General features: G+C 59.9%; 16 protein-coding genes. 10 read left to right on the top strand and 6 right to left on the bottom strand.

Annotated features, from left to right (window positions below):
• The first annotated feature begins 260 nt into the window (after positions 1-260).
• Positions 261-1,715: an NAD-dependent succinate-semialdehyde dehydrogenase gene (locus tag ASN_RS03605; protein ID WP_058987237.1), complete on the top strand. Its 1,455-nt coding sequence runs from the start codon at positions 261-263 to the stop codon at positions 1,713-1,715.
• 266 nt (positions 1,716-1,981) lie between these two features.
• On the opposite strand, the gene ASN_RS03600 is transcribed toward ASN_RS03605, so the two are convergent.
• Both ASN_RS03600 and ASN_RS19490 read right to left on the bottom strand, forming a co-directional pair.
• Positions 1,982-2,440 carry a DIP1984 family protein gene (locus ASN_RS03600; protein ID WP_035379859.1) on the bottom strand — a complete coding sequence of 153 codons (459 nt, stop codon included), beginning with the start codon at positions 2,438-2,440 and terminating at the stop codon, positions 1,982-1,984.
• Between the two features lie 392 nt (positions 2,441-2,832).
• A complete protein-coding gene (locus ASN_RS19490) occupies positions 2,833-3,081 on the bottom strand; it encodes a hypothetical protein (protein WP_157765101.1) in 249 nt (82 codons plus the stop codon).
• On the opposite strand from ASN_RS19490, the gene ASN_RS03595 reads away from it, so the two are divergent.
• The 3 genes from ASN_RS03595 (at position 3,080) to ASN_RS03585 (ending at position 7,696) form a co-directional block, all read left to right on the top strand.
• Positions 3,080-3,859: an AraC family transcriptional regulator gene (locus ASN_RS03595; RefSeq protein WP_006559132.1), complete on the top strand. Its 780-nt coding sequence runs from the start codon at positions 3,080-3,082 to the stop codon at positions 3,857-3,859. The genes ASN_RS19490 and ASN_RS03595 overlap by 2 nt on opposite strands.
• A 287-nt stretch (positions 3,860-4,146) precedes the next feature.
• Complete coding sequence (locus ASN_RS03590) at positions 4,147-6,360, top strand: TonB-dependent siderophore receptor (RefSeq protein ID WP_058987236.1); 2,214 nt, start codon at positions 4,147-4,149, stop codon at positions 6,358-6,360.
• A 178-nt stretch (positions 6,361-6,538) separates the two neighbouring features.
• Complete coding sequence (locus ASN_RS03585; protein ID WP_058987235.1) at positions 6,539-7,696, top strand: aldo/keto reductase; 1,158 nt, start codon at positions 6,539-6,541, stop codon at positions 7,694-7,696.
• Positions 7,697-7,798: 102 nt separating this feature from the next.
• On the opposite strand, the gene ASN_RS03580 is transcribed toward ASN_RS03585, so the two are convergent.
• Entirely contained in the window at positions 7,799-10,021 is a 2,223-nt protein-coding gene (locus ASN_RS03580) for a TonB-dependent receptor (protein WP_058987234.1), read from the bottom strand.
• 75 nt (positions 10,022-10,096) lie between these two features.
• The gene (locus ASN_RS03575) at positions 10,097-10,693 is read right to left on the bottom strand and encodes a DUF2946 family protein (protein ID WP_058987233.1); all 597 of its coding nucleotides are present in this window, start codon (positions 10,691-10,693) and stop codon (positions 10,097-10,099) included.
• A gap of 328 nt (positions 10,694-11,021) precedes the next feature.
• Here ASN_RS03575 and ASN_RS03565 point away from each other — a divergent pair, with 328 nt between their 5' ends.
• The 3 genes from ASN_RS03565 to ASN_RS03555 all read left to right on the top strand — a co-directional run bounded on the left by ASN_RS03565 (position 11,022) and on the right by ASN_RS03555 (position 13,574).
• Positions 11,022-12,086, top strand: a complete 1,065-nt coding sequence (locus ASN_RS03565; RefSeq protein ID WP_058987231.1) for a TonB family protein — start codon at positions 11,022-11,024, stop codon at positions 12,084-12,086.
• 106 nt (positions 12,087-12,192) lie between these two features.
• Positions 12,193-12,774, top strand: a complete 582-nt coding sequence (locus tag ASN_RS03560; RefSeq protein ID WP_006559140.1) for an acyl-homoserine-lactone synthase — start codon at positions 12,193-12,195, stop codon at positions 12,772-12,774.
• Positions 12,775-12,821: 47 nt separating this feature from the next.
• A complete protein-coding gene (locus tag ASN_RS03555; protein WP_006559141.1) occupies positions 12,822-13,574 on the top strand; it encodes a helix-turn-helix transcriptional regulator in 753 nt (250 codons plus the stop codon).
• Here the strand turns inward: ASN_RS03555 and ASN_RS03550 are convergent.
• A complete protein-coding gene (locus tag ASN_RS03550; RefSeq protein WP_058987230.1) occupies positions 13,571-15,043 on the bottom strand; it encodes a cryptochrome/photolyase family protein in 1,473 nt (490 codons plus the stop codon). The two genes, ASN_RS03555 and ASN_RS03550, sit on opposite strands and share 4 nt — an antisense overlap.
• 585 nt (positions 15,044-15,628) lie before the next feature.
• Between ASN_RS03550 and msrB the strand changes: the two genes are divergently transcribed.
• Both msrB and ASN_RS03540 read left to right on the top strand, forming a co-directional pair.
• Positions 15,629-16,060, top strand: coding sequence for a peptide-methionine (R)-S-oxide reductase MsrB (gene msrB / locus ASN_RS03545; protein ID WP_407922293.1), 432 nt, complete (start codon positions 15,629-15,631; stop codon positions 16,058-16,060).
• 257 nt (positions 16,061-16,317) lie between these two features.
• Positions 16,318-16,710: a DUF4112 domain-containing protein gene (locus tag ASN_RS03540; protein ID WP_006559145.1), complete on the top strand. Its 393-nt coding sequence runs from the start codon at positions 16,318-16,320 to the stop codon at positions 16,708-16,710.
• Between the two features lie 429 nt (positions 16,711-17,139).
• Here the strand turns inward: ASN_RS03540 and ASN_RS03535 are convergent, their stop codons facing one another.
• Complete coding sequence (locus ASN_RS03535) at positions 17,140-17,841, bottom strand: TetR/AcrR family transcriptional regulator (RefSeq protein ID WP_058987229.1); 702 nt, start codon at positions 17,839-17,841, stop codon at positions 17,140-17,142.
• Positions 17,842-18,218: 377 nt separating this feature from the next.
• Here ASN_RS03535 and ASN_RS03530 point away from each other — a divergent pair, with 377 nt between their 5' ends.
• Complete coding sequence (locus ASN_RS03530) at positions 18,219-19,370, top strand: AI-2E family transporter (protein ID WP_039905126.1); 1,152 nt, start codon at positions 18,219-18,221, stop codon at positions 19,368-19,370.
• Positions 19,371-19,490: the final 120 nt, after the last annotated feature.

The raw sequence follows: 19,490 nt of genomic DNA, 5'->3' as shown, positions 1-19,490 counted from the left end.
GAAAAAAGTGGAAAAGTCATTCCGGGGTTGACAGTCGGAACGGGAAGATGGGTTGCGCGTTGTGACTCCATCCGGGCCACGTGATGTTGCCGGAGGAGTAGGCACGTCCGGCTTATGGAAACCCCGGACGGTTTCCCGTGCTGCGCCGTGGCGTACCTGCAGACGGGTGCCCGCTTGCATCTGCGGGCTGATGGTGCTCTCTGCTAGTGCCAAAAGGCGGCGTCATGGTGGCTCGCTTGTCCAGATTATGAGAGATGCGCATGTCAGATGAATTCTTGAACGTACAGCTTCTGATATCCGGCAAATGGCGGGACGCCGAGGGCGGCCGTACCCTGCCGGTGCAGGACCCCGCCACCGGGGAGGAGATCGGCAAGGTGGCGCATGCCTCCAAGGCGGATCTGGCGCAGGCGGCTGAAGGCGCGGCCAAGGGGTTTGACGCCTGGCGCGCCCTTACAGCGTGGGATCGGTTTGTGATTATGCGCAAGGCGGCCGATCTGCTGCGTGAACGTGCCCAGAGCATTGGCCGGATCATGAGCCGGGAGCAGGGCAAGCCGCTTGAGCAGGCTATTCTTGAGATCAAGGGCGCTGCCGGTGTCATCGAATATTTTGGTGAGGAAGGCCGCCGCCTGAATGATGTGCTCATTCCGCCGCGTGTGCGCCATGTAGAACAGCGCGTGTTGCACCGGCCTGTTGGCGTGGTGGCGGCGTTTACACCGTGGAACTTCCCCATCAACCAGATTGCCCGCAAACTGGGCGCGGCGCTGGGCGCGGGCTGTGCCGTGATTGTAAAGGCACCGGAAGACACCCCGGCATCCCCCGCTGAACTGCTGCGGGCGTTTCTGGATGCAGGCGTGCCGGAAGGGGCGGTCTCTCTGGTGTATGGCGACCCGGCTGAAATCTCGGAATATCTGATTGCGCATCCGGTGGTGCGGAAAATCTCCTTTACCGGCTCAACGCCGGTGGGCAAGCATCTGGCGTCTCTGGCTGGTGCGCAGATGAAGCCCGTCACCATGGAACTGGGTGGCCACGCCCCGGTTATTGTCTGCGCGGATGCGGATCTGGATGTTGCGGCCGAGCGGCTTTCTGCTGCCAAATTCCGCAATGCCGGGCAGGTGTGTATTGCCCCCACGCGCTTCCTGCTTGAAAAAAGCATTGCCCCGGCGTTTGTGGAAAAGTTTCAGGCCCGCATGAACAGCCTGAAAATTGGCCGTGGCGTGGATGATGGCGTGACCATGGGCCCGCTGGTCAACCCGCGCCGGGTGAAAGCCCTGGAAGGGTTGGTAGAGGATGCCCGCGCCAAAGGCGGCAAGATCTGGCAGGCTGAAACGCCCCTGCCCAACGAGGGCTGCTTCTTCCCCCCCACGCTGGTGCTGGACCCCAACCTGTCCATGCGCGTGATGCAGGAAGAACCGTTTGGCCCGCTGGCCATTGTGTCTGAATTCACGGATCTGGCAGATGCGGTAAAGGAAGCCAACCGCCTGCCTTACGGTCTGGCAGCCTATGCCTATACCCGTAACGAGCGCACGCAGCGCCTGCTGGGCGAGGCCGTGGAAGCCGGTATGGTGGCTATCAATCACCATGGCATTGGTGTGCCGGAAGTGCCGTTTGGCGGCATGAAGGATTCCGGCTACGGCACGGAAGGGGGGCCGGAAGCCCTGCGCGCCCACACCATTCTCAAGCTTGTGTCCAGCCAGCACGTCAAGGCGGATTTCTGATCCACGCTGCATGCCGTGCAATAAGGAAGGGGCGGTCTTCGGGCCGCCCTTTTTTGTGTCCCCGTACCCATCCTCACTGAAAAAGCAGAAACCTGTTCATGGTTGTAAAGTGTGAGCAGTGCTCTGTTCTGGTGTGCTCGGTGCAAGGCATGCGGTGTGTTCGGATTTGAACCGCAGGCGGCCCCTCGCCATCCCAGGAGTCTCGGTCTAACCCTTCCGAGGGGGTTGAACACGCTTTTCTGTTTCTCAGTTACCGACGGCGCGTATCATAGCGTCATAAGGTCCACCGTCCAGTTGGCGGACTGGATTTTCACATCAAGATCCCGCAGGTCACGCGAGAGTTTGTCTGCCTTCTTCTGCAGGGCCGCCACGTTCATGGTCGGCACAAACCGGATTTCAGAACGTGTCTGGGCCGCACGGGTGACGGTTGCGGCACTGGCAATGTCCTGCACCACGCTCACCAGCGCGCGCAGGCGGTCACGCTCGGCCAGTGCGTCTGTCATGGTGCCGCTTTCAAACGGGGTATGAGCGTTTGTGTGGTTGATGGCGCAGATCAGGGTGCGCAGTTCCAGCGCGCTTTCTTCATACTGGGTCAGAAGGGCGTTGGGGTCTTCTGCCGGGTGCTCTCCCTCCTGCACCAACGTATTCCGTTTGATGCGTGCATGAAGCTGGCCCTGCCGCTTTTGAAGATCTCCACGCAGAACAAGGGCTTCAGCAAGCTTCATCAGGGTATCCTTTCCGTTTTGTAAGCCACGCTATGCTGGGCTGAGGTGCCTTTGCAAGCATCCCGGCTCTTCACGTTGGGGCGGGTTCTGGCGGAACAGAACAGGTGTATGGCAGCCAATTCCCCAGTTGTGGGGCCGTGGGTAAAACTGCCCTATGGGATACGCGGGATGGTTTCACGTGAATCATATAGGCCGATCCCGCCGCGTTGCGTGCTGTGGCAGAGGTCGTTTTCGGGGGTGGGCCAGATCGACACACGCAGTCCCTCTTTTTGGAGCGCGGAGGTTCACGGTCTTGGCTCCCTGTACCGAGCCAATAGCGGGAAGAGGGCCGTCAGAAACAGTGCTTATGTATGTTATAAAGCAAAGGCAGAAACCGAACCCTCGCCGCCGCTTCAACGGGGCGGCAGGGCCGGACGCTGCCAAGCGGGTGCGGGGTGTGCTGCGCGGTTTGGTGGGTCTTCCCAATCGGAAGTGAGGGTTCGGGATGGGGGCAGAGACGCGTCTGTCATCTGAATGGCGGAATAGCCTTGGCAGAACGCTGGCAACGCATGATAATCCGCCCGACGAACGCTGATGAGGCACGGGCTATTTTTCTCTCGCTGGACATTTTTGCCACCATACGGGTTGGATTGTAGCATCATGAAACGCACGGCTGATCTTCCGCGCCACCCACCGCCTGTTGTGGGCTTTTCGGATTGCTATGTTGGCGGCTTTGTGGATGGCTTCCACACGCATGATCGCGGGCAACTCTCGGTGTTTCAAGCCGGGACGGTTACGGTCAATACGCAAACCGGCAGTTTCGTGCTCGGCCCCGGTCAGGGGATGTGGATTCCCGCCAACACGCTTCATGAAGCCACCTGCCGGACCGATCTGGTGTTTCAGGTCATTTATGTTGATCCGTCCCTTATCGGGGCAGATCTTGCGTGCAAGATGTTTGATGTCTCCTCCCTGATGCGCGGGCTTGTGGATGAGATCATTGCCATGCGGTTTGATTTCACCATGGATGAGCGCATGTCCGCCATCGCCCGGCTTCTGGTTGATGAAATAGGCCGCGCACCCCGCATTGCCGAGCGGGTGCTTTTTCCGATGGATCACCGCCTGCGCCGGGTGTGCGAGGCTATTATCGCCCAGCCGGGGGACTGCCACGATATTGACCACTGGGCGCGGGAGGCGGGCATGGCGCGGCGTACGTTCACCCGCCTTTTTCAAGTGGAGATGGGCATGGGGTTTGCCGCATGGCGGCGCAGGGTGCGTGTGATAGAAGCCGCATCCCGCATTGCGGCTGGCCAGTCGATCGCGGAAGTTGCGTTTGATCTTGGCTATGAGAATGCCGGCAGCTTCAGCACCATGTTCCACCGTACCTTCGGCGTTGCGCCCAGCACGCTACGCTTCGGCTCAGCACCGCTATCACGCCCCTGAAACAGAGGGCGCGTTGACCCGCGGGCCAGTGGTGGGCTGTTTCTGCTGAGTCTCCAACCACCATCCCAAACCTGATCTTTACGCTCATACCCTGTGTCGGGTTCCCGTCTCGGGCAGGTCCGATATCGGCGATCAGGCAGAATGTGCTCGCATTCGGGCCAAGGACGGGTTCGTTGCTTGATGCACCTTCCAAACGCCGTTATGTGCGCAACTAAGTATCATTCTTAAAAACAGATATCCATCACCTCCCCGCCTGCGGGAGCAGTTGGTCATGAAACGAGTTGGGTATGCAGCGCAGCAGGATCATCTACACGCTTCTTTTTTTCTTCGCCCTGAATGATACGGCTCTGGCGGCTGATCAGGAGAAAAAAAGCAACGAGGTTCAGGAAACCGGAACCGCTTCATCCGGAAAACACGCGACCGGAAAGGCAAAAAAGCGCGGGACAGAGTCAGAACAGGTTGAAGTGCGGGGCCGTAAAAGCTCAACCATCGCCTCTGCCGCCACAAAAACGAATACGCCCCTCGTCGAGACAGCGCAGTCTGTCAGCGTCATCACGCGGGACGAGATGGATACGCGTGGCGTGCTGACCCTTAATCAGGCCGTGCGCTACACCGCAGGCATCACTGCTGATACACGTGGTGGGGAAGGGACACGCTATGATCTTTTTGATCTGCGCGGCTTTACTGTGCCAACCTTTCTTGATGGGCTGAAGTTTCAGGATAGCCCGACGGGTTTTGCTGTAGCCCAGACCGATACCTTCCGCCTTGAGCGTGTTGAACTTCTCAAAGGGCCTGCATCCGCCCTGTACGGGCAATCCAGCCCCGGCGGCCTGACCGCGCTATCAAGTAAATTGCCGACAGATCAACGGTTTTATGGAAGCGTCAACACAACAGGCGGTATGTTCGACCTCTACCGTGTTGATGCCGACGTCGGCGGTTTTGCAACAAATGATGGCCAGGTGCGCTACCGGCTTTATGGCACCGTGAATGGGCAGCACACACAACTGAGCAAGACGGGAAGCAGACGGTTCAGCATCAGCCCCTCCTTTACATTCGGGGGAGACGGACCAACCACCCTGACACTGTTGGGGAACTATCAGTACGATCCGGAAAGCGGTTCCTATGGCGCCCTGCCGCTGGTGGGGTCTCTCAAGCGGGCATCCTATGGTTTCCTGCCGCGCAATTTTTATGATGGTGATGTGCCTTCAGAAAAATTCAACCGCAGGCAGGGGGCCATTACCTATATCTTCAACCATCGCTTCAATGATGACTGGAGTTTCAGCACGCGGGGCCGGTATGATGATATCCGGACCATATACCGCAGCGTCTATAATAATGGTTATTATGACAGTGATGACGGCACCAGTGGCCAGATGCTGTCCCGCTCTGCCTACGGCACGCAGGAGCATACTTATAACCTGGCGTTTGACAGTCAATTCAAGGGGCATGTGCGCACCGGCCCGCTGAGCCATACGTTGATGTTCGGGTTTGACTACATGCAGCAGAAGGCAAGGGATGCGGAAGCTTACGCCGATGCGCCTGATCTGGACGTGCTGCATCCCGATTATCACATGATCATCCCCAATCTGGACCCTTATCTGAAATACGTGACCAATTCCCACCAGATTGGTGCCTATGGGCAGGACGAACTTCGCTGGAAACGCTTTATTGTAACAGGCAGTATCCGTAACGACTGGTACCGTTCGCATCAGATCGAGTCTATTAACCAAACTGATACCCGGCAGAATGCCAGCCAGATTACATGGCGTGCCTCTGGCCTCTATCACTTTGATTTCGGCCTTGCACCCTATATCAGTTACTCCACGTCCTTCCAGCCGCAATCGGGCAGTGTCTCCAATAATGGCGGCACAACAGAGCATCAGGCTAGTCCATCCATTGGCAAACAGCTTGAAGGGGGACTGAAATATCAGATTCCCGGAACATCTGTTTTGCTGACAGCCGCTGGCTTTCATATCGAACAGAGCAATGTGCTGGTTTCCGTTCCCAACACGGGTTACAGCGTGCAAAGCGGGCTGGTTCATTCGGACGGGTTTGAGTTTGAAGCCCACGCGGAACCCTTCCGTAACCTGATGCTGACGGCCGCCGTCAGCGTCCAGAAGGTGAAGGATGACTCAACCGGAAAACCCTTGATCCAGTCGGGCAAGGGAAATGCCTCCCTGTTTGCGTTCTACACCATGCCGTCTGGGTCTCTGAAAGGTCTGGGCTTTGGCGGTGGCATGCGCTATTCGGCAAAGGCCTATGGTGGGGAAGCCACTTACGGAAGCGTGTGGCTGCCGCAATATGCCCTGTTTGATGCCTCTGTCAGCTATGATCTTTCAAACCTCTCCCACTCACTTCGGGGGTGGAAGGCGTCAGCAAGTGTGCGCAACCTCTTTGACCGGCATTATATCGCCAACTGCTTTGCCTATGGGTCTGATGGACAATACTGCTATTATGGAGAACGCCGCAACGCACAGGCCAGCATAGGGTACAGTTGGTAAGTTTTTTCTGAAAACAGCCATTTTCAAAACTATCTGCTAACGGGCAGCGCGCGGTCTTTATGAAGGCCGCGCGCTTTTGCCGTTTGATGGCATGACTTTCTGACCATCATGCGTTGATCGTATCGAACCATCATCGAGAGAAAGCATTAAAAGACCATACAGATGATGTGAGGACGCGATGACAGCTACCAGACGCACTCTGCTCGCCCTGTCTGCTCTGGGCGGTGCCGCAGCCCTGATGCCCCGGTCGGGGCAGGCGCAGGGCACCCAGAACCCGGGCGATGTCACACCCACCATGGGGCGCGTGACGCGCAACGCGCTGCCGCTCAATGTAGCGCAAACAGGCCAGCGCTTTCGCCCTCCCACACGTCTGGGCCTTGGCGGGGTGCCGATCGGCAATGGCTTTGCGGCGTGCTCGGATGAGGAGGCTCAGGCCGCACTGGCAGCGGCTTGGGAGGGAGGCGTTCGCTATTTTGATACGTCACCCTGGTATGGTCTGGGGCTAAGCGAGCGGCGTTTCGGTCATTTTCTGCATACGCGGCCACGGGATGAATTTGTGCTTTCCACCAAGGTGGGGCGCCTGCTGACAGCCGCTCCTCAACCACCTGCCGGCACCATGTGGCATGACCCATCCCCCTTTGCCTATCGCTATGATTACAGTGCGGACGGTGTACGGCGTTCGGTGGAAGATAGCTTGCAGAGGCTCGGTCTTTCCCGAATTGATATTGTCTATATTCATGACCTCTCGCCTGAGAACAAGGACATGGGGGAGCAATGGACAACCTATTTCGATCAGGCCGCCAAAGGCGCCATTCCCGCATTGACCAAAATGCGGGAGGAAGGACTGATCAAGGCGTGGGGGCTGGGCGTAAACACGCCGCAGGCTGTTCTGCGGACCATTGAGATTGGTGATCCGGACATTGTTCTGCTGGCAACGCAGTATTCGCTCTTCCGGCATGATGAGGCACTGGCGCACACATTGCCTGCCCTTGCACCGCGCGGCATTTCGGTTGTGGTGGGGGCACCCCTGAACGCAGGCTATGCGGCGGGGCGTGATCGGTATGACTATCAAGCGACCATCCCGGCCGGAATGGCGCACAAGCGGTCAGCAATGCAGGCTATCGCCAAACAGCATGGGGTTGATCTGCGTACGGTGGCGCTTCAGTTTGCGGCAGCGCATCCCGGTGTGGCCGCCGTTATTCCGGGGGCTCGCAATGCGGCACAGATGCAGGCCAACGCGCGCTCCATGGAGGTCTCAATTCCACCCGCGTTGTGGGATGACCTCAAACAGAAAAAGCTGATTGCACAAGCCGCACCGGTGCCAGCATCCTCCTAATACCAGGTGGCGGTGGAACCGGGGCGGTGCGGTGCTGCCATAAGGGCGGTTTCACTCTCTGCCTGCGGGTTTTTTCTCCGCGCAGGCAGGGAAGGTGTGGCTTCAGAACGTGGCGGAAAGACTCACGTTGAAGGAGCGACCCATGCCCGGCAGGGCGCGGGTGGTGCCGATATAGCGTGTATCGCCCAGAGAGAGACCACCCAGCGGCAGGTAGTAGGGTTGGTTGAGCACGTTATCAATTCCGGCATCCAGCGTCAGCATCTTCCAGGTGTAGCTGCCGCCAAGGTTCAGCAGGGCATAGCCTGCGGTGCGGGGTTCGCCGCGCAGCCAGTCCACCGTGTCCTTGGGTTTGACAAAGTTCATCTCTACCCGGCCGGTCCAGTGACCAACCGTTTCATGCACCGCCACCGTGCCGTTAAGCGGCATCATATGGTACAGGCCGGAATGTGTGACCTCATCCTGCCCACGCACCCAGTTGAGCACACCGGTGACTTCACCCTTGCCGTATTGTGCCGTGTCCCACAGCGTGTAATGGCCGGAGGCGTTAATGCCGTAGGTCTGGGCATTGTGGTTGGCAAATTGCAGCAGATGGTGCCCGTTGGAGAAGGTGCTCAACTGCACCACATTGATGTAATTGTGCACGTAACTGTAATAGGGCTGCACCGTCAGGCCCCAGCGGTTGGCGGCAGTGGGGTCATGCCAGTCCAGCGTCACGCTGGCCGTGTTGGCGATTTCTGACTTCAGATCCATGTTGCCCACATAGCCGTTGCCATCGCCAAACCAGCCGATCATGCTGGAAGACATGGTGCCACGGCCCCACGCATAGCGTTCATACAGGTTGGGCGCGCGGGATTTACGGGCGTAGCCGCCTTCCAGCGTAAAGCTGTCCGTTACCTTCCAGCGGGCCATGGCGGTGACATCAAAGTTCACATCCGTCCGCCCCCGGTTGCGGGCGTTAAAGGCGCGGGCAGCCATGGCGTCCGTCATGTTCATCATGCCGGTCCAGGAATAGGGGGCCACGTCTCCCGTGTTCATCATGATCAGATCATTGCGGAACCCCAGCAGGGTGGAAACGCGCGGCGTCCAGTGGGCTTCCCACTCGGCATAGTGGCCCAGCCGGTCGCGGTGGCCGTTATTGATGTTGTGGTAGGTGTCCGGCCCCATCATCATGCTGCCTTGCAGCGGTGGCCACCAGTCATTCAGCCCCACATGGTCAAACCCGCTGCCCAGTTTGAGCGTGTGGAAACGCCCCAGCGGTATGGTGGCCTTGAGCGAATAACCGGCCAGACGGGAGTCATTGTTCATGGGCATGCCGGTGGTGGCGGAATGGCCGCCCTTGTCTGCCAGCATGTCCATGGCGTGGGTAATGCGCTGCCAGTAGCCACGGGCTTCAAACGTACCCCAGTCAAACGAGCCAGTATATTTGCCGTTTACAAAGGTGGAGCGGTTGTTGGTCATGTCCATATACTGGTTGGCAAAGCCCTCACGCGGGGTATCCTGCTGCCCCACGGTAATGGCCACCAGATGGTTGTCCTTGTGCAGGCCCACCGTTACGGCGTGATTATAGGTCAGGTAATTGGTGGAGTGCACGGTGCCCATGCCCGCGCCCCCCCGATAATTGCCAGACTGATCATAAGAACCCGTATAGCGGATGCTGAGCAGATGGTTGGCAACCGTGACGGACCCTGAAGCCCCGTAGGCCCCGCCATTGCTGCGGTAGGTACCGCGCACCCGGCCTGTCACAAGAATTTTTCCCTTGCGGGCAAAGCGTGGGTCTGCCCGTTCCACATCAATGGTGCCGCCCAGACTGTCGCCCCCGCTGCTGACAGGGGTTAGGCCCGCAATACTGGTGGCAGTCTGCACGCTGTCCGGATCAATGTAGGAGAGGGCGGGGTTCATGTGGTTGGGGCAGGCAGGAGAGATGCGCACGCCATCCACAATAGTGGCGACGCGATCATCCGCCATGCCGTTCAGCACGGGCAGGTTGGCCAGCCGCCCGCCGCCATAGGAACTGAACCCCGGCTGGTTACGGAACAGCGAGGACACATCCGGGCTGGAAAGCCGGGACATGCGCTGTGAGCTGGCATCGGGCGAGGACGCTGTCAGCGGGGCATCGGAGAGGGAGGTTTCCTCTTCCTCATCCGTTGAGATATCCAGCCGGGGCAGGGTGACAACAGAACTGCCAGAGGCCGCGTTGCTCTGGCTTGCGCTGATCTGCGCAGCCGTTGTTTGCGCCTGCGCGGCGGAGATGCTGGGGGCCGCGCACGCCGCGGCAATAACCCACGCCCACGCCGGCACGCGGCGTGGGTTGATAAGCGTGATCATAAGAACAATCCTGAAAACAAAGCGTGCAAAACCCTTTTCCGGTCATGGGGCCGGAAGGGCGCGAAGAGGCTTTGTTCAGGCTGGAGGCCCGCGTGAGGGCGGCAGGCCAAGCGGAACGCTGGGCGGTGCGCGTGGGGTGGAGGCATGGCTGCCGCGTCGCATCCACCGCAGAACGGGCGGGGGCACCAGCAGTACGGCCATGGGGAGCGCCGCTGGCAGCGAGAGCAGCGGGCAGAGCGGACACCCCTCCGCCCCATGATGATGGTGGCCGGAATGCGGCTGGGTAGATTTGCCCGCCATGGCCGCAGCCATGTGGTGGGCATGCGCGGCCATCATATGATGGTGCTGGGTCGTGCCCCCTCCGATGGACTGGCCTACCGCGCCTTCTGGCGAGGCAAGGCCCGAACCCTTCTGCCCGGTGCCAGACGATGCGGTGCCAGACGATGTAGGGCCAGAGAACGCGGCGCCAGCGGGCGTTGCCTCCAAGGCTTCGTCGGGCGCGGAGAGGGGAGCGGCAATATCCACGCCCAGAAGGCGGGCTATGGTGGCGCGGGGCAGTTCATCCGGTTGCGCAAAGCTCTGAAGGGCGAGCAGGCCGAGAAAGCCCACCAGTGTCACCACCACCAGCGGCCATTTCAGCAGCGTATGCAAAGGGTGGGTGGTGCGGGCCATCAGAGCAGCCGGAACTCCTGTCTGTGCGGGCCATGGTGGGCTGGCCCAAAGGTGGGGCGTGGCTTTGCTTTATTTGTCTGTGAGGGGCTTTGTGTCAAACGTGTGACTGCCGCAAAAGTGATCTTTCTGATTGAAGGCGGCGGCCAGAGGTATAAAACCACGGGAAAAGCCCACACAGACCACGCAGAAAACGGGCGGAAAACAGGCAGGCACGCGCGCAAGGCGGCATGAGTAGCAAGGAGTCGCAGCCGTCTGGGCGCTTGGGTGTATCTGCCTTGCGTTGTGGGTATGGGCGGTTCAGGACCAAAGGATAAAGGAACGCGGACGGGTGAAACCGCACGGCAGACTGGGGCAGGATGACGGTGCATTAACGCCAGACGTGCGTGCGCCGGAAATCTGTCCTCCTTTGGCACCGCCGGAGGGGGCCGTGTTTTCTGCCCGCCAGAGCCGTACCAGCCGGGTGTGGAGTCTGGCCCTTCTGGCGGCAGTGGCCGGGCATGGGGTGATCACGGCCTGCCTGCTGGTGACATTGCACCCCAGGCATCCGCCGGAAGCACCGGGGCAGAAAGCTGTGGAGATGGTGTTTGAATCTCCGGCCAGCAGGCCCGCCAGCGCCGCGAACCCCGCTTCTGTGACCCCGCCGCAGGAACCGCAACCTGTTCCCGCTCCATCTCCTGAGCAAGCGGAACCGCTCAGTGTGCCTCCTGCGGCTAACCTCACTCATGCCGCGCAACCCCCTGATATGACGCCGCCAGACGAGGCGCTTGCCTCCCCGCTGGAAGCGCCACCCACGCCAGCGGATGTACCGCCCGTACCGCCCATGACCGATATCTTGCCGCCTGTGGGTGTGCCTGCGCCTGTTACCGCGCGGCAGGCCGCTCCCGCACATGAGCACCGGCCTTCCGCTCCATCTTCTCCAATGCCAATGCCCCACAAGGCGGCTGTGCCCCCCCCACCCAAGGCCAGTCCGACCTCGCATTCTCCGGAGGGAGCGACACCTCCTGTTTCCCCTTCTGCTCGGGCTGCGGCCGGTCAGGTTCAGTCGGCTGCTGCGGCGTCTTCACCTCCGGCGGCTCAGGGCTCTGCTGCTACGCAATCAGCGGCGGCATCGGTGGCGCATGTGGCCAAAGGGAGCGGGGCGCGCACGCTCACCTGTACCCCACCGCAGACGCATTATCCCCCCATGGCCCGGCATCTGCACGAAGAAGGAGAAGGCGTGGTGGAGGTCACTCTGGCAGCAGACGGTGCCATTGCCGCCACCCGACTGGTGCAGAGTACCGGCTATGATGATCTGGATGCACAGGCGCTGGCCGCTGCCCGTGGGTTGCACTGTGCCGCACCGGCTTCAGCCCCCATGGTGGGGCGGATTCCGGTGGGGTTTCATATTCATTAGCGTAGAAAATAAAGTTTTTTTTACTGCTATGTGTCGTGTTTGATACATTGAGCCCCCATCCCTGTGCAGTATAATGCCCCCGATTTCGATCAGGGGCGGCAGGCTCATGGTGTACACATTCTCATACGCGCAGCGGCATCAGTATGCAGACGCATATAACAAGATGATGCAGGCCCGTGGCCGGGGCGGGGAATGGTATGATGCGGGGTCTTCCCTTCTGAACCGCCCGGAAGAAGATGTGTTCGACCGTGAATACAACCCGCTTTATATTGTCTCCTTGAACGAGCAGGGGGAGCATGCAGCTTCTCTGCGGGTGTTGCCCACCACCGGCCCCACCATGTTGCGGTGTGATTTTCAGGCCTGTTTTGAACCGTGCCCGGATATTGCCAGCGCCCATGTGTGGGAGTGCAGTTGCCTGTGTGGCACAGCGGACAGCACCAGCCCGGCGGGCCGCGCCACCACCATTGAGACCTCCAAAACGCTGTGCCGCATGGCGTTGGAAAACGGTGTGCAACAGATTACGGGCATTTACGGCAAGAGCATGATGCGTCTGTTCCGCCGTATCGGGTGGGAGCCCAACATTCTGGCGCAGACCCCTGCGGAAGAAGGCGCGTTGTGCCTTGGGCTGTGGGATGTCTCATCGTTGGCGCTGCGCCATATGGCGGAACGCCAGATCCTGCCGTTTTAAACGCTGAACCAACGCAGCAGCCGCGCCCGGCTGCACCGGAGATCCTGATGTTGAAAATGAAGTCGTCCTCCCGTCAGATGCGGCCCGTGGCGTTGCAGGATATGCTCACAGCAATCACGCAGGCGGCTTCCTTGCAGGACCTGGATCATGTTGTCGGCACGCTGCCGCAAAAGGGTGGCCTGTTTCACGTGGTTTATCACTATCTGGGCGATTTGGGGCCAAAAGTGGCAGATCTGCCACCGGGCTTTGCCACCTACCCCGAGGAATGGGTGACACGTTATCTGCAACAGGATTATGCGCAGGTGGACCCCGTTGTGCGCAGGGCGAGGGAGAGCCTTCTGCCTTTTGAATGGCGGGAATTGAATGTTGAGAGCGCCGATCAGCAGAAACTGCTGAATGACGCGCGGGATTTTGATCTGGGGCAGGCAGCCCTCAGCCTGCCGGTGCGCGGTGTGGAAGGGCAGAACGCCCTGTTTACCATTACCAGCACAGACCCGGGCGCTTTTGCCGGGCCAAACCGGATGGCCTATGTGCGTGATTATCAGGCCATAGGCGTGTATCTGCATGAAGCTTTTGTCCGGCTGACCCGCTTGGCGCAGGAGTCCGCGCTGGAACTCTCCCAACAGGAACGGAACTGCCTGAAACTGGCGGCTGATGGTCTGCTGGGTAAGGACATTGCCCATTACCTCAAACTGCCTGAGGCAGCGGTGCGCCTGTATCTGCGCATCGCCCGGCACAAACTGGCCGCCACCTGCACCGGCAGCGCGGTCACGATCGCGCGTCAGCAGGGGCTGATTTAGCGGCCACTTTCCTTGCGGTCAGGCAGGTTTTTCCAGCATTCCAGCGCAATGCCACGCGCCAGTTTCAGATCAACAATGGGGTTGGGGTAGCTTCTGCCGGGAGTGAAGCCAATCTGGCGGCACAGGCTGGCATCTGCCTTCCATGGGGTATGGATCAGCTTATCGGGCATCTGGCGCAGTTCTGGCACCCATGTGCGGATATACGCGCCTGTCGGATCAAATTTTTCAGATTGCCCCACCGGGTTGAAAATACGGAACCAGGGTGAGGCATCTATGCCCGTGCCAGCACACCATTGCCAGTTCATGGCGTTCTGGGCCGGGTCTGCATCCACTAGCCGGGCCTGAAACCACTGTTCGCCTTCCCGCCAGTCTGTCAGCAGATGTTTGGTCAGGAAAGAGGCCACAACCATGCGGACGCGGTTATGCATCCAGCCCGTGGCGTAAAGCTGGCGCATGCCCGCATCCACAAGCGGATAACCTGTCTGGCCCTGCTGCCAGGCAGCAAGCAGGGCGGGGCTTTTCTGCCATGGCATATGGTCAAATTCCGGGCGCAGATTGCGCCATGCCAGATCAGGTTCGTAAAAAAGCTGCATCCAGGCAAAATCCCGCCAGCCGAGTTCACTGAGAAATTTCTCGGCGTTTTCTGCCAGAGCAGGCGTTGTGGCGGCAGTGCTTACGGCGTGCCACACCTGCCGTGCGGAGAGCAGTCCCGCCCGCAGATAAGGCGAGAGGCGGGAAGTTGTGTCCTTGTCCGGCCGATCATGTTCCTGAATGTAATGGGCCAGATTGTCTTCCACAAAAGTCGTCAGTGTGTCCTGCGCATCGGCTTCCGTGCAGGGCCAGTCGGCTTCTGCAGCACTCGCTCCTGCGGGAAGCGGAGGGGCCGGAGGCAGGGTGCGCAGGGTCAGCGCCCGTGCATCGGCCGGTAAAGGGGAAAAGGTGATCTGCCGGGGGGCAGGCAGGCAGCGTCCGGGGTTGCCCATGGCGCGGGCGGCTTTCCACCATGCGGTGAACACGCGGTAAGGTGTTCCGGCCCCGGTGCGGATGGTCCATGGTTCATGTAAAAGCCGTGCGGCGCACGACTGGACGCTTATCCCTTGCTGCTCAAGTCGGGCCTTCAGGGCTGTATCCTGCGCTTTGCCTGTTGGGTCGTAACGGCGGTTCCAGAAGACAGTGTCCACACCTGCGGCTTGAGCAAACTCCGCCACAACATCCGGTGTGTGGCCGGAAAGATGATGCAGTGTGCCGCCTTTTTCAGAAAGAGCGTCAGCAAGGGCCGTGCAGGCCTGCGCCAGCCACCAGCCAATTGCGCCGCCTCGCGTGGTTTCGGGGTCATGCACATACACGCAGAGAACGGGCTGCCCCGTAGTGCAGGCTCCGAAAAGGGCTGGATGATCCGCCAGCCGGAAATCATCCCGAAACAGCACCAGAACAGGAGACACGGAGGGGTGGGTTTTTTCTGCACTCATGCTGCCAGAGTGCCCGCAAGCCCGCAGGCTGACAACACCGGGCCGGAAAAGCAGGGGCGTGGGCCCAAGGCGGATGGGCGGGACGGTATCAGAAAAACACTATCGACCTATCCTCTGCCTGCCTCAGAAAACCACCAGCCGGAGATGACTGGCTGCATGAGGGAACGAAGAGGGAGGTAGGATGGCGACGGGCGCGCATGGGGGCAGGGGAACACAGGCAGGTTGGTATGCGTTGCACACCTGACAGCCCCAGACCGTGATGGCTGCATGTTCGGCCATGCCCCGGCCTGCCATGTATGCGTCAGGGTGTGGGCAGCAGAGCTACAGCGGCGTTTCTTGACTGTGGCCCCTGAGGATTTGAAAGGCCAGCGGAGAACGCTGTCAGGTCACTCTGGCGGTTTTTTTGAGGCTGAAGGCGTTGGATTTCTATCCCGATGATCCCACATCGCGCTTTCAAGTTCGCCGTTCCAGTCTCGACACTTTCTCGTCTTCCCTCGGGCGCTGGCTTTTCACACAGCCTCTTATAAGATGGCAGCAACACCGGCGGGTAGCCGCGATATAAGAATGCAAAAAGGATTTTTAGACATGGCAGTTTCAGATGAGGTCACTCCACGCAAGGCGGAAAGTTGCACGCCAATGGGCTGCGGCCCCCGCGAGCCCCTGACGCCGGATCAGGAGCGTATTCTGCGTCAGCATGGCACGGAACGCCCCGGTTCCAGCCCGCTGAATGATGAAAAACGGGTGGGCGTGTATCATTGCGCCGGGTGCGGTAAGGCGCTTTTTGTATCTGACACCAAATATGAAAGCGGTAGTGGCTGGCCGTCCTTTTTTGCACCGATTGAAGGCGCGGTGGAAACCACGCGGGATACGCGGCATGGCATGATCCGCACGGAAGTTCATTGCGCTGCCTGCAAGGGGCATCTGGGCCACGTCTTCCCCGATGGGCCGCCCCCCACGGGCGAACGCTATTGCATGAACGGGCTCGCGCTTGATTTTCATCCGGCGGAACAGCCCTGATAGGTCTGCCCCGGCTTTCAATGGGGAGGAGCAGAACTCTGCAAGGGTAAGGGCTTACGGGGCAAAAGGGCGCGGCGTGTGTCCTTTCTTCTGAACCCAACAAGAAGCGGAATCCTCTGGTGCAATGCCATAGAGTGTGCCGTTTTTGGGGGTAAAGGATGCCCTGCGACAGAAGCGGTAAAAACGAGAGAGACGTCTCATTTTTGCCGGTCAAACGCCCCTTGAAATGCAGGGCTTCCTCGCCCATTTGCATGAGTATGACATACGCTCATGCGACGACCGGAAACGGTTTTGCTTCCTCTTCCAGTGCGGATACAGCCCAGCGCCTGCGCCGTGTGCAGCGGCTTGCGTGGTTGCTGGATGCCGCATTCCGCGTGCCGGGAACACGGTTCCGGGTCGGTGTGGATGCCGTGGTGGGACTGCTGCCGGTGGGTGGCAGCGTCATCATGGGGCTGGTCTCCCTCTATATCGTTTGGGAGGCATGGCGCATGCGCCTGCCAACCGCAGTGCTAGGCCGTATGGTTGCCAACATTGTGCTGGAAACAATGGTGGACACCGTACCTGTGGCGGGTGATCTGTTTGACGCAGCCTTTAAAGCCAATCTGCGTAACGTGGCGCTGATGGAACAGGCACTCGGCCTGCGCAAGTAAACCGCCCAGGCGTGTTTCTCGCGTGAGGGATAACGTCTGAAAAAAGTGCCATTCTCGCAACATGGGGGTGGTACACTTAGCTAACGCCGGGTAGTGTGCTCCGTAGCACGTAGCACGTAGCACGTAGCACGTAGCACGTAGCACGTAGCACGTAGCACGTAGCACGTAGCACGTAGCACGTAGCACGTAGCACGTAGCACGTAGCACGTAGCACGTAGCACGTAGCACGTAGTCCGTTAAAACCATCAGTTGTCCGTGGGTCGCCATGCCCCAATTCCATGGCCTCATACGGGAAAGTGGAGGGACTGGGCGTGCGGGCCTCTGTTTTGCTGAGATAGATCGTGCCATGTCGCCTGAACGCAAAGGCTGCGTGGCATCCGTCCCGTAATGAGGCCGCTTATCAGAAACCGCCAGCCCGATCAGGAAAGATCAGGGTGTGGCGGCTTTTTTGTGTGCGAGAGAGGCCGTGTCAGCCGGTGTGGCGGCGCACATGTCCTGCTTTCCCCCAACGGCACGGAGAAACAGGGTCCAGCCGCGCTCAAAATAGGCGTGGCGTTCCACGCAACATTCCAGCGGTTTCAGGCCGAACAGGGCGTCTTCCAGCGGTTGGCCGGTAATCAGGCCGCAAAGAAGGTTGGCGGTGGTGTTATCCGCATTGCCGGGTTCAATCTGGCCTGTGGCTTCTGCTGCCTTCAGCAGCCGCACCACGCAGTTATGAATGGGCGCGCCAATGGTGCTGGTGGCGTGCGCAATGAGTGATGGATAACGGTAGGCATCGGAAATCAGAATGCGGTAAGTGCCCAATGCTTCGGGCTGAAGGGTAAGGTCAAGCAGCAGGCACATGACATGCCGCAGCTCCTGCAACGGGTTGTGCAGGGGCGTTTCCTCTATGGTGCGCAGAACGGAGGCCGTCAGATTGGTAATAACCGCCTTGAACAGTTCTTCCTTGGAAGAATAGCGCCGGTAGAGCGTCTGTTTGCTGGCAGATGCCTTGCGGGCAATCTGGTCCACCGAGGTTCCGGCATACCCATGCTGCACAAACAGCCCGGCGGCTATTTCAAGCAGATACTGGTCAAGCTGTTCAGTATCATGCGGAGTAGGGCGGCCACACCGGCGTTTTTTTCCCCTCAAGGCAGGGGTTCGCCATATCAAGGTGGGCGGTCGTCCTTTCAGGTCTTGGCATCAGGCATGAACTCGAACAGAGGGGTGGGCAGCATGCGCCGCTCAGTGGGGGTTATGTTCGCATAGCGGGTGCGGACGTCATCCTCAATAGGCGTGTCCTACCCTCCTATATAGGGAAGGCTCCCGCAGGTTACAGGTGGAGCGTAGGGAATGGCTGGTCTGATAAGGGGTTTATGCCCGGTTTTCTGCATTTTTTCCAGTGTCCCGATGATGTGAGGCTGAGGTGCGCTGGCGTATGGCGTTAAACGGGCGCAAGATCATGCCGGTTCCAGCCGGAGTGGCCGCGCGCCTGTGGCTGGCTATCTGGTAGCAGGAGCGCAGGTACCATGGCGGAGCCATCCCCACCCCCGGAAGACGCAGAACCGTCCCATCCTCTTTCATCCTCCCCCGGCACGGCGTCCCAGTTGCAGTTGGCCACGGCGGCGCTTGTCGCGTTGGAGCACACGTTGGGGCGGTTCTATCGGCTGGCCCTGACAGTGGTGGTGCTGGCCATTCTTTCCCTGCTTATCGGCACCGGCGGCCCTGTGCTGATGGTGGTGTGTGCCTCTGCGCTGGTGGCGGTTGTGCTGCACGGGGCCGCACAATGGATCACCCACCTGCTGCGCCTGCCGGAATGGCTGTCCGTGATTGTGCTGGTCATGGTCATTGCGGGGGCGCTGACGCTGCTGGTGCACGTTTCCGGGCCGGACATTACAGTGCAGGCGGGCCATCTGCGCACGGCGCTGGTCACCCAGATCAGCACTTTGCGGGACACCCTGAACAACGATGCGTTCGGCCATCTGATCATGGATCATATTCCGCAATCCATGGGTGGGAACCAGACCGGGCCCGGAGCGCGCAGCCTTGGTGCGGATTTTGCGGGGTCCATGACCAACGTGCTGACCTCCACGTTCGGCTCGGTCGGCACGCTGATCGTGATCGTGATTGCGGGTATCTATTTTGCGCTTTCCCCCCGGCTGTACGCTAACGGCGTGTTGCGGCTGGTGCCGGAAATGCATCGGCCACTGGCGCGCAAGCTGCTGCACACCATTGCCCATACGCTGGGCGCGTGGGTGGCGGGGCAGATGCTGGATATGACAGTGGTCGGCTTTCTGACCTGGTGGGGGTTGTGGGCCATAGGCATGCCGTTGGCATTACCCCTTGGCCTGATAGCGGGCATGGCCAATTTCATTCCCTATCTGGGTGCATTTCTGGGGGCCACGCCCGCGCTGTTGATCGGGCTTTCCGTCAGTGGGCGGGAGGCGCTTCTGGTGCTGGGCCTGTATGCCGTGATCCAGACTTTTGAGGGCTATGTCATGTCCCCGTTCATTCAGAAACGGGCCGTGAGCATGCCGCCTGCGCTCACCATTTTATCCCAGACCATTTTCGGGGCGTTTCTGGGGGCGTGGGGGTTCATTTTTGCCTCCCCCATAACGGCAGTTCTTCTGGCCGTGGCCACCCAGCTTTCCGCGCCGCTCAAACCCAAGGATGAAATCTGATCTCGCGGGGCGGCTGCCACAGGTGCAGGCCGCAGAAAGCGGAAGAAAGGGTAAGATAATTTCCGTTTTCACAGACCCTCTGGCGCGATAGGGTGCGGCGGCAGTAAGCCGCAAGAGGGG

Origin of the sequence: Acetobacter senegalensis (assembly GCF_001499615.1) — a bacterium.
GTDB classification, from domain to species: Bacteria; Pseudomonadota; Alphaproteobacteria; order Acetobacterales; family Acetobacteraceae; genus Acetobacter; species Acetobacter senegalensis.
This window is presented reverse-complemented; position numbering and strand designations above follow the sequence as displayed.